At 37.3% G+C, this 16769-nt stretch carries 12 protein-coding genes and 2 pseudogenes; 10 read left to right on the top strand and 4 right to left on the bottom strand.

The window, feature by feature from the left end:
- Window positions 1-52: 52 nt before the first annotated feature.
- Together EEL30_26085 and EEL30_26080 are read left to right on the top strand one after the other, a co-directional pair.
- A complete protein-coding gene (locus EEL30_26085) occupies window positions 53-1030 on the top strand; it encodes a hypothetical protein (protein ID QDX95436.1) in 978 nt (325 codons plus the stop codon).
- 355 nt (window positions 1031-1385) lie between these two features.
- A pseudogene (locus EEL30_26080) lies at window positions 1386-2548 on the top strand (IS3 family transposase).
- 59 nt (window positions 2549-2607) lie between these two features.
- On the opposite strand, the gene EEL30_26075 reads toward EEL30_26080, so the two are convergent.
- The 3 genes from EEL30_26075 to EEL30_26065 all read right to left on the bottom strand — a co-directional run bounded on the left by EEL30_26075 (window position 2608) and on the right by EEL30_26065 (window position 5702).
- Entirely contained in the window at window positions 2608-3795 is a 1188-nt protein-coding gene (locus EEL30_26075) for a galactose oxidase (protein ID QDX95435.1), read from the bottom strand.
- Window positions 3796-4332: 537 nt separating this feature from the next.
- Window positions 4333-5181, bottom strand: a complete 849-nt coding sequence (locus EEL30_26070; GenBank protein QDX95434.1) for an SPOR domain-containing protein — start codon at window positions 5179-5181, stop codon at window positions 4333-4335.
- Window positions 5178-5702: a sigma-70 family RNA polymerase sigma factor gene (locus EEL30_26065; GenBank protein ID QDX95433.1), complete on the bottom strand. Its 525-nt coding sequence runs from the start codon at window positions 5700-5702 to the stop codon at window positions 5178-5180. Before EEL30_26065 ends, EEL30_26070 begins: the two co-directional genes overlap by 4 nt.
- 402 nt (window positions 5703-6104) lie before the next feature.
- Between EEL30_26065 and EEL30_26060 the strand changes: the two genes are divergently transcribed.
- The 3 genes from EEL30_26060 (at window position 6105) to EEL30_26050 (ending at window position 7245) form a co-directional block, all read left to right on the top strand.
- On the top strand, window positions 6105-6239 hold the full coding sequence (locus EEL30_26060; protein QDX95432.1) for a hypothetical protein: 135 nt from the start codon (window positions 6105-6107) through the stop codon (window positions 6237-6239).
- Window positions 6240-6421: 182 nt separating this feature from the next.
- Complete coding sequence (locus EEL30_26055) at window positions 6422-6610, top strand: hypothetical protein (protein QDX95898.1); 189 nt, start codon at window positions 6422-6424, stop codon at window positions 6608-6610.
- A gap of 2 nt (window positions 6611-6612) precedes the next feature.
- Window positions 6613-7245, top strand: a complete 633-nt coding sequence (locus EEL30_26050) for a hypothetical protein (protein ID QDX95431.1) — start codon at window positions 6613-6615, stop codon at window positions 7243-7245.
- 869 nt (window positions 7246-8114) lie between these two features.
- On the opposite strand, the gene EEL30_26045 is transcribed toward EEL30_26050, so the two are convergent.
- Window positions 8115-9515, bottom strand: a complete 1401-nt coding sequence (locus EEL30_26045) for a dipeptidase (protein QDX95430.1) — start codon at window positions 9513-9515, stop codon at window positions 8115-8117.
- A 255-nt stretch (window positions 9516-9770) separates the two neighbouring features.
- On the opposite strand from EEL30_26045, the pseudogene EEL30_26040 reads away from it, so the two are divergent.
- From EEL30_26040 to EEL30_26020, 5 genes and pseudogenes are all read left to right on the top strand, one after another.
- Window positions 9771-10112: pseudogene (locus EEL30_26040) on the top strand (YolD-like family protein).
- Between the two features lie 549 nt (window positions 10113-10661).
- The gene (locus EEL30_26035; protein QDX95897.1) at window positions 10662-11072 is read left to right on the top strand and encodes a hypothetical protein; all 411 of its coding nucleotides are present in this window, start codon (window positions 10662-10664) and stop codon (window positions 11070-11072) included.
- A gap of 368 nt (window positions 11073-11440) precedes the next feature.
- Window positions 11441-12115, top strand: a complete 675-nt coding sequence (locus EEL30_26030) for a DNA-binding response regulator (protein QDX95429.1) — start codon at window positions 11441-11443, stop codon at window positions 12113-12115.
- A 36-nt stretch (window positions 12116-12151) separates the two neighbouring features.
- The gene (locus tag EEL30_26025) at window positions 12152-13519 is read left to right on the top strand and encodes a GHKL domain-containing protein (protein ID QDX95428.1); all 1368 of its coding nucleotides are present in this window, start codon (window positions 12152-12154) and stop codon (window positions 13517-13519) included.
- Between the two features lie 1207 nt (window positions 13520-14726).
- Complete coding sequence (locus tag EEL30_26020) at window positions 14727-16484, top strand: peptidase (protein QDX95427.1); 1758 nt, start codon at window positions 14727-14729, stop codon at window positions 16482-16484.
- Window positions 16485-16769: the final 285 nt, after the last annotated feature.

Raw genomic sequence — 16769 nt, 5'->3', positions numbered from 1 at the left:
CATGCTATTATTAAATTATATCGATAAAAATAAACTAAAAAAGAGGGATTTTATGAAAAAACAAATTTTAACAGCAATGGTATTAAGTGCTCCATTATTAATCTCTTCAGGAAATGTAGCTAGTGCTCATACTAATGTTTCAACAAACGTAAACCTAGAAAATCCTCAATTACAAAAATTATCTAATTATCAAACGCAACAAACACAAGTTGTTAATATTGAACAAGTTACTAGAAAAGTAATTCCGAGTTATGCAAGATACATTAACGGTATTGGAGACCCTAACGTAGGCGTATATATCAATGATATGAAATTAGTAGATGTAGAAGAAAAATATGTAGATCCAGATTACCCCATTCGAGCTAAATTAATTGGGGCTGGACCTGAGAAATTGGTTCAATCTTTAGAATATGATGCATATAATGATCATTCCTCGGGTGATTTGACTGTATCACATACGTTCCAACATGCTGTATCAAATACTTCCACTTTTACAAAGTCAATCACTCACAGTCATAAAGCAGGTGTTAAATTTAATTATAAAGCAAAAGTGGATTTTCTTGTTGCAGGGTCAGAACTTGGTGCAGAAGTAGCATATGAATATACAAATTCTAATCAAAACGGAACATCTGATTCAAAAACTATCACTAACACCATTAGTTCAACCGCATCCGCAAAATTACCTCCTAAGTCAAAAGGGACATTGATTTCAAATGTGTACACCTCACCAGCTATTTATGAAATTAAAAGTCGTAGTTTCTTTACAGGATCGGTTCAGTTTTCCTATGTATTAGGTAGTGATCCTGGTACACTCCGAACTAAAACAGTATCTTTATATGAATTATTTGCAAGAGCAGATGAAGAAATTGCTGATGAAATTGCTGATAGTTATCATATGTGGGCACAAACTTTTTGGAAACCTGAAAATGGAGAACCTGTTAAAGCGTTACTATTTGAAGGCACCTCTATATTAAAGATTGATGAAAAATATCGTACTGAAACTCGTTTAGCTGATATGAAGAAAATTTAATTTTTTAATAAGCCTTACAGTATATTGAAACCAAATATACATGAAGAAAAATTGACAGAAAACAAGCTTGATTTTCCTAATCAAAGAACATCTTACAATTTGTGGATTTATTTGTGTGTTGGACTTTATACCTATCTTCAGTTTATTTTTAATAAATATATTCAAGATTATGAGGTATAGGATGCAAAAACCCGCCTGAATATTGGCGGGTTACTTAATTATTTAAACAACTTCTTAATCACCTTAAAAAAATGAGAAACCCCTCCAACGTAGTGAAGTGACCCAGTAAATTGAGACAAGGAAAAAGCACCTCCTGAATCGTATTTCTAATATGATTCGAAGGAGGTGCTTCTTTATGGGCACAAGCGTACATTATCCGGAAGAAGTGAAATGGCAAGTCGTTAAGATGAAACAAGCAGGCGTTACGAATAAGGAGATATTGGAGCAGGTAGGAATCAAGGATAAAAAGCAAATTAAAACCTGGATGAAGTGGTATCGAAACAGGGAAACATATCGATTTTCCCAACCTGTAGGCAAACAGTATAAGTATGGGAAAAGCGGTTCAAATCATCTCGACGAGATGACTCAGAAGGATCTAAAAATCCGACAATTAGAGATGCAAATTGAAGTCCTAGAAAAGTATCTGGAACGACAAAGGAGGTGGAAAAATCAATTTTAATGGAGGTTGTAGAGAGTTTTCGGGGGAAATTTCCTATCACAGATATGCTTAAACTGTTTGGGGTGCCACGGGCGACTTATTATCGCTGGAAAGCCAAAGCAGGCAATAAGGAAATAGAGCTTGAAACTTTAATTGAGCAGTTGTGTCGAAAATATCACTATCGTTTTGGTCACAGAAAGATACGAGCTCTACTGTGTCGTAAGCATAACAAACAGGTGAATCGTAAGACTGTCCAAAGGATTATGCAGAAGAAAAATCTACAATGTCGCACCAAGCCAAAACGTAAGACGTTTATCAACGGGGAGAGCAGAATTGTTGTAGCGAATGAACGTAACAGGGATTTTACGGCTTCGAAACCAAATGAAAAGTGGGTTACGGATATTACATATTTACCTTACGGTCAAAGCATGTTGTACTTATCGACAATTATGGACCTGTATAACAACGAAATCATCGCTTACCGAATAAGTGACCGACAAGATGTTTCTCTCGTACTAGAAACTCTGGAGAAGGCAATAAATACTAGGGAGGCAGCAGGTGCCCTTCTCCCAGTGACCAAGGCTCAGTTTATACGTCATACGCGTTTCAAAGCAAAGCAAAAGAAAAAAACATTACCACGAGCATGTCCCGAAAGGGGAATTGCCATGAATAATGCTGTCATTGAATCCTTCCACTCCTTGCTAAAGTCGGAAGAATTCGCCTCTCTAAAAAGAGAGATCCTAACAAACCTAATGGTAATACAAAAAGTAGAAAATTACATCTGTTTTTACAATGAAGAACGAATTCAGGAGAAATTAAACTACCTGCCCCCATACGAGTATAGGAAACAGGTAGCATAGGTGTTTTTTCAATGTCTCATTAACCTGGGTCAGTCCATAGTGTAGGAGGGGGTGTCATATTATCTACTGTATTCTTGTACTTCAAAGCTTTCGATGTGACTGTAGCTAATGAAGTCTTTTCTTGAATTGAAAGGTCCGATGTTGTATTTCTTATTAACGATGTATGCTTCTCTTCCGTTTCCTTTTGCTCTATCTTCATACCATTCGGTAAAGGTTCTGATTTCTTCATTTGTCATCTCAAATTCTTTGATTAAACCACTGTCCATGTAAATGACTAAGAGTGCGTTTCCGGTTGGATTCGGGTCTGGATCAGGATCTGGATTAGGATTAACTAAATCCGAAAGATTTAATTCTAAGAAAGAGTCAAGATTCGGAAATTCTCCCATAGCGTAAAGCCTATTATTAATTATTTCAAAATTATGGATAGCCTTATTTAAGGGTGCAGCAGGATACTTTATCAGATTTTTTGATTTTAAATCATAATAAAATAAATTCTTATCACTTGGAAAGAAAACCTTTTCATTGTAGACTATTACATTCCTAGGCAAAGTAACTTCTGAAGGCATTTCAGCAATATGTGTCCATGTATCTTGTGCAGGGTTATAATTATAAATAGATGGAGTTTCTCCAGGTTTAGTATAAGCAAGTACATAGATTGAGTTGTTTATCTTAAAAGGAATCGTTTCGGAGGTTTTAACAGGCATTGAGTTTTTGGTATCCCAACTATTTGTTTTGGTATTGAATACCTCTACAACGTCAGTGAAAGTATTCTTAATCCCGTATCCACCAAAGGTATAAATATAATCACCTATAGAAATAGCGCCCACATTATAACGTGGGGTTGGCATAGGTTGTTTATTAGTCCACTGATTTGAGAATGGATCATACTCTTCAACGACATTGGTTGCGTCACTAGTTCCAACTCCACCAATCGCATAAAATTTATCCTGATGCTCTACAAACTGTACTAAATACCTACTAATTGAAGAACTAGATAATTGTTCCCACTGATTTGTTTTGGGATCATACATCTCAAAGATTGCTGTTCTTCCACCACTTCCACTTCCACCATATACATAAATTTTATCATCATAAACTAAACTCCCCATTCCAAATCTTCCTGTTGGCATCGGACTTTTTTCTGTCCAAATATATTCATCTACTGGTGCTGCTAACGAATGCGGCTGAAAACTAAACAAAGTCATGATCATCGCTAAAGCGAATAGTCCTATTTTCTTTAGGTTCATTTGTTTAACACTATTACTCTATCTGTATAGAAAGAGAAAAGTGCTTACCTCCCTTATAAGTGTATGTAAGAATAACGAATAAAAAATGTTGTAAGAATATTAGATATGTCGGCCGACACATTTGCATTATACGAGATTAAATTTCATAAAACAAAACAAAAATTGAAAAATATGTAATTAATTATGGTGTATTTTGTATATTTTTTAAAATTTATTTTCTTTTTTAATTATTCTAGGAAAGAAATGTACTCTTGTTCGTTATATCTGTTCATGTTTTTGTAGGCGAAAAAACTTTAACTCTGTTGATCCGAAGGCTTGCGTTCCTACATGGGCTACTTTGTAGATGAGATGGGGCCTTTACTTATTTATAACTACAAAATCTCTCCAGGAAGCTATAGAGGTAAGCGTAAAATAGTTCCTATCTTTCTTAAGGTGGGGACTATTTTACGCTTACGCTTGTTTGTAACTGTCTACTTGACAGGGGTAAAACTAAATCGTTCGGGAGGCTTAATTTATTTCAGTCATCAGAAGTTTTACCTATTGAGGATTTTCATTGCTCATCCAGCTATCGACATGAAGGGGTTCGTTGTAATCCTCCCGGGCAGATAATTTATGGAGAATCTCCTCTGCCTCAGTGCGGGACTGGAACCCGCCCAATGCAACGACATACTTACCGTTCTTTGTTTTGATTACACTGCTGCCGTCTTGGGCATATTGCTCGTCGAGTATTCCCAGCATTTCACCAAACTCCATCGTTTGGCTCCGGACGTAGAAGACCTCTTGTGCTTTCTCTGTCTTCTCAGCGGCAAATAATTTTAGCTGGATATAACCGGGTTTTTGGTACTCGGATACGGAATAATCGATGTTATCCTTGAGCTCAACCACAAAGCGGAATGCGGAATCATCTAAAATGACATTGTTATAGACATCCTTTACATTCGAGAGAGCCTTGATGTCCTCTTGCAGTTTCGCATAATCGAGATCACGGACTCCATTAAAGGTGAAGATAAGTCGGTCCGGTGCTTCCTTGTGATCAACCTTGTAAGCTGGGGCACTCATTGCTTGTTCGCCATTCATGTTGAAATGAATGTTTAGAGTGTTGTCCCTTGCCGTTGTCGTGATGGAGACGCCGTCCGTCCGTTCTCCTCCGCCACCGACCTGCAGAACTTTAACTATGGAGCCTAATACTGGCACATCGGACAGAGCCATGGCTACACTCGGCACGTTGACGGTAATCAGTATGGCGGCACAAGCAGCCACAAGAGAGGAACCACCAATAAGCTTCTTTTTTCGTGTGTAAATACGTCCCTGATTCTGGGCCTGATGAATAACTCCGGAGAGACGGGATGGAATCTCTATATTTTCGTAGCGCTCTTTTCCTGTCATGTGATATCAACCTCTTCCTTAATTAGATGCTTTTTTAGTTTGTTTAATATCCGGTAAAATTTTGTTTTGACGGTATTTTCTGGCAGTTCTAACACTTCCGCCATGTCTTTAAACCGCTGACCCTCGAAAAATTTGAGAATGATGAATGCTCTATCTTCCGGAGCAAGCTGATCCAGCGCCTCATACAAATCCCATTTCTCCTCCAGCGAAACCGGACTTTCTTTGGCTGCAAATCCTGTCGGGCTATCCTCCATATACGTATACTTCTTGTTACGCCTAATATGGTCCAGGGAGCAGTTGATAACAATCCGGCTGATCCAGCTCTCAAAGTATTCCGGGTTTTTCATTTTTCTAAAGGACAAAAAGGCTTTGTACGTAGCTTCAGACACGATTTCCAAAGCTTCCTGTTCATTCTTCACGTAACAGAAAGCGAACCGATACAGCTTTTCTTTGCAGGCCTCTATATGTTCACTGAACTGCTGCTCTGTTAATCTAGTAGATTCCTTGTTCAGTTTGTTCACCCCCTGTAAAATTGTAGTGTTTATAAGCCGCTTAATCCTTCAAAAGAGTTCTTTGAATGCTGTAGCGTTAGTTAGACTGAGGTGAGTGTGAAATAGTTTCAGAATATATTTTAATCGAATTTAACCGAACCATTTTTTGGCTCCGTTTATAATGAGTGGCATGGTTCGTTTTACGAAGCTTCTGCGTTTAAGGTTCGAACCTCGCTACTCCAGATGTAGAATGTCCCATACATTGGCCAGACCCCCGATTACTGCCAATGCGGTTTATCGCGTTATCGGGACTTATTATATCCATTATTGTTGTAGATTTAAAATAAATTTGTACCGTTTGTAAAAAAGATGCGTCGTTTGTAAAAAAGTTTAACCGGTTCACCCCTTTGGTTTTTACTTGTAACAAAATTTATTTTGCCAGAGCATGCAGAGATATTACGCCAGCTTCACGAGGATAAGAAATTGATTGAAAAGCCAATCATTGAAGAGGATGAGCTAGCCGAGTTCTGTTATCGGATATCTAACTCACGTCCTCAGGGGCAGTAATTGCATGGTATTGGGATGATATTTCTGATAAATTTGATGATATTGTAGTAGCGTTTAAAAAGGCTTTTTCTAGTATGAAAGGTAAAATTGAAGACGCTTTCGATTATCTATATGCTGAAGTAATAATTCACTACTATGATATTCCTAAGAGATTACTAGATACAGATTCTGATGGTAATGTAATTGTTGATTTAGATGTATTTACTGATAGAGTGGACGGTAGAGAACGCAGGGAACCAAAGACGGGTTGGAGCATACAAAAAGACAGAGGTAATGTAAAACATGGCGGTAGCGCTTGGAAATTAAGAAACAGCAAAAAAAAGCGAGTTGCAACCCTAACTGATGAAGGAAAATACTTCGGGAGTAGATAATAATGCACTTACAGTCAATTATTAATGGATTATGGGACAACACATGGGATATTTCAATCGACCCTGGCAGAGATATAGAGGCTAACACCTTGTTGCTAGATAATAGTGACGTAGTCTATTCTCAATTTCCTAATAATATTTTTACATTGGATAGATTCCCCTTACAAATTGTAGATAATAATAAATTTGGGGAAGTTAACATTTTTTATGAAAAGAGTCTCGATAACAAAAGTTTATTCGACCTATATAATAAAGAAGAGGAAAAGTTTATACGTTTATTTCAATTATTGTGGACAAATAATTCAGTTTGGGTTGAAACGTCACTCCGTTATAACGAAATCGAGTCAATAACAAACGAAATTTCTGACGATACTAAAAAAAATCGTTTACGTGATCTTCATTTTGAACTTTGTAGCAAACAAAAAAATTATTTGGAACTAAATCATTTCTTTGATTTACAGTTATTTCTTCAACTGGGATTACGTGAACAAGTTTCATCTGTATTTATATTTGAAACAATGAAATTTTGTGTTTGGTCAAATTTTGACTTAAATATGCCTGTTTATTCCGGAAATAAGTCCAACACTGAGTTATTGCGTTTAATTTGTACTACAGAAGGTTTGTATTTACGTTAAGATTTTATGTAGGAACAGGATACAGAAAACCCTGCCAGAGTGATTGGCGGAGCGTGGGATCAAACGTAAGTGATTGCAGGAACGCACTGAATTGTCAAGAGCAACAAAAAACGTTTGATAAATGATTTATCCGTTCCAAGTTGGAAGAATCTGCTCTAAGAATGATAAGAGTGTGCTTGAATTACCTATTGAAGATGTTTTGGAGATCAGATTTTGAGCAGGGGACGATTTGGGGACCAAATGAATCAAAAGGTACAGTAATTAATCATAAAATATCATACAGCTAGAAGGTAAAACATTGATATTACTAAAACTCATCCGTATATAACAGAACATATCAAAAGCGATGTCTACTCTTGACAGGGTGGGGGTCGCTGGTTCGAACCCAATCCGGATCACCATAAAATAAACGTTAAAATCCTTGATGAATCAGGGGTTTTAACGTTTATTTTATCTATTCCCACTCTGACAACATGATCCCTTTCAACGGTTGCTTGACAACATTTTGAGAACCTTTATTTAACTAAAGTGTCTTCGGTCGCTTTTGTTTCATCATTTTTTCGAAGTTGTCAGCAGCAGCTTTTTGCATGTCTGGGCATGACATGACTATAGACTCCATTGTAATGCTTGTTCGAGACTCCATGTAACAATTTCTTTTTGTTCTAATCAAGGTGGATCAACGTTGGCCATAATATTTTTGGAAATCAGTTGCCATTTGACTGCTTGATAAAAAAAATCTGTGTGATATACACATTGAATTGGGTCAATATCTGTTTTGTGTACATGGTAAAATCCTAAACTCGTTTCATGGTCATACTCAATAGCATGTGGTATTTGGCATTCTGGACAAAAACGTTGAGGAGAAGCAACTACATTTTTATTTCATGCTTAGTTATATTAATTTCATTACCCAATTGAAGATAATAATGGCAAAGTGACAGTATACCATTTTCAAATTTCTGTAGTGACAAGTTTTCATTTGCTGAATGAACATTAGCTGAGGAGTGACTAAATCCAATTAAGATAATAGGAATTTGAAACTGATTGTGTAGCATTTCTACTGCTGGAATTGATCCCCCTGCACGAATAAACTGTACAGGTTTTTGAAATACACACTCTAAAGATTGAGCAGCTTGTAAGATCAAAGGATGATCTGGTGAGATAAAGTACGGATTCGAGTGCTGATCCCAACAGATTTCTATATTTACTCCAGGTGGAGTGTTAGACTCAATATGTTTTTGTATATATGTTTTTAAATCATGAGGACTTTGATTGGGGACTATACGACAAGTTATCTTGGCTGTTACTTTCGCTGGAATAATTGTTTTTATACCTTCTTCTTGATAACCTCCGCTAATTCGATTAACTTCTAGAGTGGGTCTTGCCCAAACTCTTTCTAAAGGTGTAAATCCTTCTTCACCAAATAAATTTGATACATTAAGATCTTCTTTGAGTTTTTCAGATGAAAAAGGAAGGGAATATAAGTTTTTCCGTTCTTCTTCGGAAAGTTCCACTACATTATCATAGAAGCCTTCGATTGTAATAAAGCCTGTTTCATCTTTCATAGAGCTTAATAGCTGAGCTATAGCATGAATAGGGTTCTGTACAGTTCCTCCATAAATACTACCAGAATGTAAATCTCTGTTTGGACCTTGTACACATAGTTCAAAGCCTAGTAAGCCTCTTAGACCATAACAAATAGCGGGAACTTGTTCCTCTAACATAGCAGTATCTGAGATAACAATTAGATCAGCAATCAATAATTCTGAGAAATCTTGTAGAATTTCCGGCATGCTAGAACTCCCAATCTCTTCCTCACCTTCAATTAGAAGCTTTACATTAATAGGTAATGTTTGATTGGTATGAAAAAGTGTTTCTAATGCCTTTATTTGCATAAATAGTTGTCCTTTATTGTCTGTAGCTCCTCTGCCATAAAGATAATCATCTCTAATTTCCGGTTGAAAAGGATGGGAGTGCCATTCTTCTAAGGGATCCACTGGTTGTACATCATAATGCCCATAAATGAGTACAGTAGGCTTTCCTTTTGCATGAAGCCAATCAGCATAAACTGCTGGATGACCCTTACACTTTAATAGTTGTACATTTTCAAATCCAATTTGAAATAGAAGCTGACTTAGATGCTGAGCACAATAAAGAACATCTTCTTTATAAGAATCTATGGTACTAATACTTGGAATCTGGATGCATTTGATTAGATCATCTACCATCTGAATCTTATGTTTATCTATAAATGTTTTTAATTGTTTCAAATTTACAACCCCTGTTCATCTTTGTACATTCCATTATAAATACATGTCAAATTATTTAGAAATTAAATAATTTGATTGCTATGATTTATATTTTTAATATAAACGAGATAGCTAAAGATGGAACTATTAATTTTTGAAGTCATATACTTACTACCGCAACATCCAGATTTGGAAAATATCATTTCTAACCATTGCATAATCTCCTTATAATGAAATGAAATAGGAACGCATATTCGCATTCAAAGAGATGTTTTAATGGCTTCTAAAATTCTTGATCCACTTGTAACTAAATTTATTTTACCTGAACATGCTCAGATGTTATTTCAGCTTCACGAGGATTAGAAACTGATTGGAAAGCCGATCATTGAAGAAGATGAACTATCCGAGTTCTGTTATCGGATAGTTGACTCACGTCAGTTTGACTATGCTCATACGATCAACTGGTGGAAAGCAACAAAAGGGGATAGGGGAGTAATCGAAACAGCGTGGGGTTGGGTAGAAAAATTTAATACCACGTATAAACAGATCAAGTTAAAGAATGATGAAGACTATTGGTGGATACCTGTAGAGGATATTGTGGATATCATGGAAATATAACGATACCTCTTAGATTTACATACAATGTATTGCCTGTGGGACTGTTAAACAATCTCAATTATTTAACCAACAATTTCAGCTCTGTCGAACTGAAGGCTTGCGTTCTTACGTGGGCTATTTATGTAGGTGAGACGGGGAAAAGTACATAAAAAGTACATAGCAATGCCCTCTGACGGATTTAAAACCGTTGGAAGGCATTTTTTGTTTTTTAGTTTGTAGATTCTCATCTATTTTTTCGAAAAAGAGTTACTAGTAAAGCTATAGTGAACGCTTGCGCGGTTGCAAGTACTATAGACATATTCTCAAGAAAAGTTCCTTTAGTGCTTTGCTTTTTTACAAACGATAAAAGCATTTCGGAAATTTGTTATACATTTCTTAGGATAGTGAAAATCTGCAATATATGCACGGGATATTCTCGGGACTGGAGTCGGAAGAAGATAATGAAATAACTAAAATTTTATTTTAAGCTTCATTTAAGGTCCAGGGATTACAATAAATTTGTAAGGTAACTGCTTACAAAAAAATTACCTATGAAGGAGTTTGATTCTAATGAATAAAAAAGCATCAAAATGGATGATTGGGGCGTTAGCACTAGCAGTTTTGGTACCAACTGCGGCTTTTGCGGCGACCACACCACAAAGTGGAGCAAAAATGACTGCTCAGGTAAAAACCGAAAATGGCGTTACGTTTTATTCAACAGACAAAGGAAAAACCTGGAGCAAAGCAGAGCCGGACGGAGTTATTTCTGCGGAACAAGATAGCAAAATCAAAGGCAGCATGGGGAAAGATGGCATCACAACAATCGATTCTGGCTTGGGCAATAAAGACCGCTTGGGCGATAAAGACAGCTCGGTGGAACTCATGATAAAAAGTGAAAAAGGCGTTACGTTTTATTCAACAGATAAAGGGAAAACCTGGAACAAGTTTCTGTTACCAAATCCTGAAGTCAAAACTAAGTAATATTTCCATCTATCTATCAATAGCAACCATAACACTTGACGAGTGTTATGGTTGCTTTACGGCATTATACTCATTATATAAAACTTTATGAAAATAATACAATTACTATTTTAACACAGAAAACAACCATGTCATCTCAAAATCCATCTATGGGTGGAAATGGAGGCATAGGTGTCATGGTTAAAACGGAAAACGGCGTCAAGTTATATCAACCGACGTGGAGTGAAAACGCGCCTGAAGTAGCTAAAACAATGGAAAACAAGTAATAGTTGTATGATTGAAAGAAAATAATGTATCCATAACAAAGATAAAATATCCAGTTTTTATTTTGTTACTATTTTGTTACTATAATGGTCGGAGTGTTGCTCATGAGAATTTTAATGGTTGAAGATGAAAAGTTTATGGCGGAAGCAATCGAGCAGGTTTTAAAAAAGAATCATTACAGTGTTGATCTGGCTTTTAATGGTGAAGACGGTTTGGATTGTGGACTTTCCGGCATATACGATATCATCCTTCTTGATATTATGTTGCCAAAAATGAATGGAATAACCGTGCTTAAAGAATTGCGCAAGAATGGTATAGATACCCCTGTTATACTAGTAACCGCCAAAGGAGAAACATCAGACAAAGTGACCGGTCTTGACAGCGGTGCCGATGATTACCTTGCCAAGCCTTTTCCAACCGAGGAATTATTGGCGCGTTTAAGGGCATTAGGGCGCAGGAAAAGCGAGTTGATTTGTGATAACGTTTTAAAGTATGGCGATATTGAGTTAAACCCCCATATCCTTACGCTTCGTTGCAGAAAAAGCGAGTTTAAATTAACCTTGAAGGAATGCCAGTTACTGGAATTGTTAATTCAAAGACAAAGCGTAATTATATCTAAAGATAGCATTATTGAAAAGATTTGGGGCTATGAAACGGACGCCGAGGACAACCATGTGGAAGTGTATATCTCTTTTTTAAGGAAGAAATTAAGCAGTTTAAAATCATGTGTGTCCATACAAACCATGCGAGGCGCGGGGTATTGTTTAAAGTCTAAGTAAAACGGAAAATAGATACGGTAAGCGGGTGGTTTAGTTATGTTTAAACAAGTGCGCAATAAATTCTTGATACTTAATATGTCGATCATATCGGTATTGATGATAACGGCTTTTTCTGTTATTTATTTCATTACGTATAACAACATTCAGAGCGAAAACCTGAACAAACTGAGCGCTTTATCTGTCGGGCCGACATTAGATGTTCCTGTAGATGTAACTGTAACAATGGATTCTATAACGAAGATGGATGGAACTGTCATGGACGCTCAAGCTTTCTCCATCTCCTCTGATTACTCTATGTCATTTCATATACAGGTTGACGATAATGGCGTGATACAAAAAATTAACTCTTTTATCGACATGGCAGATGAAACATATGAAAGAGCCGCCGAACTTGCGTGGCATGATAAAAAAGATAATTCCGTTATCAATATTGACGGGAAAAAGTGGATGTATAAAATATCGCCTGAAAAAGGAAGCGCAATGATAAGAACGGAAAACGACGTTATGCAATATTCCACAGACGGCGGGCAAACATGGGGTGTGGACCATCCCGGTGTTATCAATCAGGAAAATAATAATTCTCAGATTACATTTTTAGATGTAACTGATACAAGCAAAACACTTACAGGTCTGTTTATAACGTTTCTTTCTGTGGGAATGGTTATGCTGTTTGTAATTTATGTAATTAGTATTTATTTTGCAAACAGAGCTATCAAGCCTATTTCTGTCTTCTGGGATAAACAGAAACAATTTATAGCGGACGCCTCACATGAATTAAAAACACCCTTAGCAATTATTTCAGCTAATTATGACGCATTGATGACAAACGAGGACGAAACAATTAAAAGCCAGAAAAAATGGCTGGAATATATCCAGGCTGAAACAACACGAATGATTAAGCTTGTAAATGAACTTTTATATTTGGCAAAGAATGATGATGCGGAAATTAAACTGCAATATTTTTCTTTTGATATAAGTCAAGCCGTGAATAATGTTATCTTGTCAATGGAAGCCGTAGCTTTTGAGAAGAATGTTACGATTATTCAGCATATAGAACCCGATTTAATGATAAAAAGCGATATGGATAAGATTAAACAGGTCATTACAATTTTATTGGATAATGCAATAAAATATACCGAACAAAATGGACAAATTGAAATAAGCTTAAAAAAGGTAAAAAAGCGTATCGTCTTTTCTATTAAAAACAGTTGTGAAGGCTTAACCAAGCAGGATTTACCAAAGCTGTTCGACAGGTTTTATCGTAAAGACACAGCGCGGACGCATGAAAACGGCAATTATGGTTTGGGTCTCTCTATAGCAAAAACAATTATTGAGAGGCTAGGTGGCAGGATTTATGCTGAAAGTATCGAGAGCAAAAGCGTCACATTCATTTTTATGCTTTAACATGTAATTTACAGATCGAAAAATCAAACAATTGCACAACTATTGATTTTATAAAACACGTAATTAGACATTTTGGTTTAATGACGTGTTTTTTATTTTTTTGAGATATTCAAATTTGACATTCAAAAAACGTGTAAAATTATATTCTATATCAATAAATGCTGCAATTTAATCAGGTGATTTTTATTATAATCACAACAATATGTTTTTCATCTTATTGAATAAAAACAAAGCCGATAATCCTTAGCGTAGGAAAAATCGGCTTTTTATTTCCCATAAATTGTCTTAGTGTAAGAGCAGGGGACGAATGGGGACGATTTGGGGACCAAATGAATCAAAAGGTACAGCAATTAATCATAAAATATCATATAGCTAGAAGGTAAAACATTGGTATTACTAGAATTCATCCGTATATAACAGAACATATCAAAAGCGATGTCTACTCTAGACAGGGTGGGGGTCGCTGGTCGTTAACCTTACGCTCTCTTTCCGTAATATATCGGAAGGGAGCGTTTTTATTTTAGATAACGGAAAGAGAAGTGTCAGCGATCGTACACTTGCTAGTTATAAGGAAAACTACGGATTTTTCATAGAGTATATGGGCATTCGAGATTTAGATAGAGATGTTAGAATCGTGGACACAGAAATGATACGCGATTATATAGTCTGGATGCTCAAGGAAAAAGTTCGTTTTGAATGAAGAAATAAATTAATCATGGCAAAATCCGTATAACGGTGAATTTAATCAATAGGACAATGCAAATCTAGTGGTGAAATTGAAAGATATGATAATACCCCTGTGACTTCTCAACGAGCTTAAAAGAAAAGAGCTGTCACAAAACACCTCATTTGATAATATCCATCATTCCATACATGTGTAGAATTTGACTTTGCTTATATTAGATGAAGAGGGTGTCCCAAAAGTTACTTTTGGGACACCCTCTTTTGCGTTTAGAAAATTACGTTGTTTTTGTACACACCAAATACGGTCTGTTTAACGTTTTTCTGTAGTGTTCCGATTTCTTTGATTAGTTCTTTTTTTATTTGATAAGCTGACTCATCACTATCTCTATACAAAAAAATTCCTGCGTTTCCCCACCAAAAATCAAAACTTCCGGAACATCCTGAATACGAATAATTCCGTTTTATGGAGGTTACATTAAAGCTGAGTTCACTAAGATATAACCTAATAAAGGAGGAAGAAGACATGTCACAGAACCAGCAGCTCTATACATATCGAGTAGGTCAAAAAATTATTCTCAGAAAGCAGTCGGATCAATTTGTGGTTCGGGCACTTCCGAACGAACTGGAGAAGAAGATGGGAATTACAGATGCAGAACAGGTTTCGTCGGCTTCTTCTCGTGTAACTACCCGGACAACAGATTTGGAAAACCTAATGACCAGAGCCAGGGATGTCGCACCTACCCATCACGCTTACTACATCGCTGATACCAATGATGAGTTCCTAATCACCGATCGCGTCTTTGTTACATTTTGTGAACCAATTTCCTCTGAAGAGGTTTCTGCATTCGCCCAGCGATATGGCTTGGTAATGCTAGAGGTCTTCGGTGATCGTGATTACCTCTTCCGGCTAACCAACCTCACAGACATGAACCCGGTGAAACTTGTGGTTCATTTAACTGAAAAGGAGCCTCTCGTAAAGTCCGCGGAACATGACCTTAACCAACGTATGAGTACCTGTGCTTTGTTACTTCCGACGGATTCTTTTTATTTACAGCAGTGGCACTTGCATACTCGATTCTTTCATCCTGATTTCGATCCGCGTGCGTCAACGCGATGCGAGAAGGCTTGGCAACTTCTCGGTAATTACGGTAGCTCCGACGTGGTTGTCGGCATCACAGATGATGGATGCATGCTGAACCATCCTGACTTCAACGCGACAGCGAAGTTTGCTGGTTGGGGGTATTTTGAAGGAGATCGGCTTATTACCAATATTGATATAGGCGCAGATCCAAGCAAGATGTATGAATCGGACTACAACCATGGAACCTCGTGTGCAGGAGTTATCGCAGCCGAAGTAAACGCGTCGCTCACCGTCGGTGCAGCTCCGGGGTGCCGACTTTTGCCAATTAAGTGGCAATCCTCAGGACCTTACTTGTCTATCAGTGATTCAAAATTATTGACAGCACTTACCTACATTTCCGACAAAATAGACGTCTTGTCGAATTCGTGGGGAGGTGACCCTATAACAAATTGGATACCTCTGGTAACAAACAAAATCACTGAGCTGTCTCAAACCGGGGGAAGGCGAGGCAAAGGAATTGTTTTCCTTTGGGCAGCCGGAAACGAGAATAGCCCTATCCAGTACACTGCCTCCTTAGATGTTCCTTATACTAACGGATGGTCTGATGATGGCACGGTTTGGATAGGAGTTGAGACGTCTCGCCGATTCGAGCACAATTTAACAAGAATTCCTGGAGTGATGCACGTTGCAGCCTTAACTAGCTCAGCAAAGCGGAGTCACTACTCAAATTATGGAACAGGAATTTCCATATGTGCTCCAACTAATAACAGTCATAAGTATCGCCGATTGCAACTACGGGGGCTTGGTATCACCACGGTAACGGGTTCGCCAGAACAGGTGACCCAACAATTTGGTGGGACCTCAAGCGCAACTCCACTCGTAGCCGGCATCGCAGCCCTGGCGATTTCAGCGAATCAGGACCTGACAGCCCTTGAGGTTGTTTCCATACTCAAACGGACAGCATCAAAGAATTTGAACTTTGAAGGTTATCCTCGTACTCCGCCCACTATCTTTAATCCTGACACATCCTGGGATATATCGCCTATTGCTCCCTTTAACCGAGGCAATTTCATCGATACAGGCGATCCTAACGGGACGTGGAGCCCCTGGTTCGGACATGGAAGGATAGACGCCCTAGGTGCTGTACAGGAATCACTTAATAGGAATAGAACAGGAGCAGGCGTATTACAAGAAATCTAAACGATTTCATGGCTAATTCATCTAAAAAGGAAACTGCAGCTACAAATCCTTTACCTTTTAATCTATTTAAACAAAAATAATAATTTCCAAGTATTAGAATTCTCGAATATTCTTTATCACGGATCGATCTTGTCCAGTATCAACTTCAATGAAGCGCTAATAGAACATGAATCGGGCTCGGTCACAAAAAGGAGATATTCATATCTGACCATCCCATATGGATAATATGCTTAATATATCATTAGAAATAAAGAATTAGTCACCTCTGGGTGGCTATTTTTTTAT

Source organism: Brevibacillus laterosporus, assembly GCA_007833815.1.
In the GTDB taxonomy this organism is placed as follows: domain Bacteria; phylum Bacillota; class Bacilli; order Brevibacillales; family Brevibacillaceae; genus Brevibacillus_B; species Brevibacillus_B laterosporus_D.
Note: the sequence above shows the minus strand (reverse complement) of the source record. Positions and strands in the feature narration are given on the sequence as shown.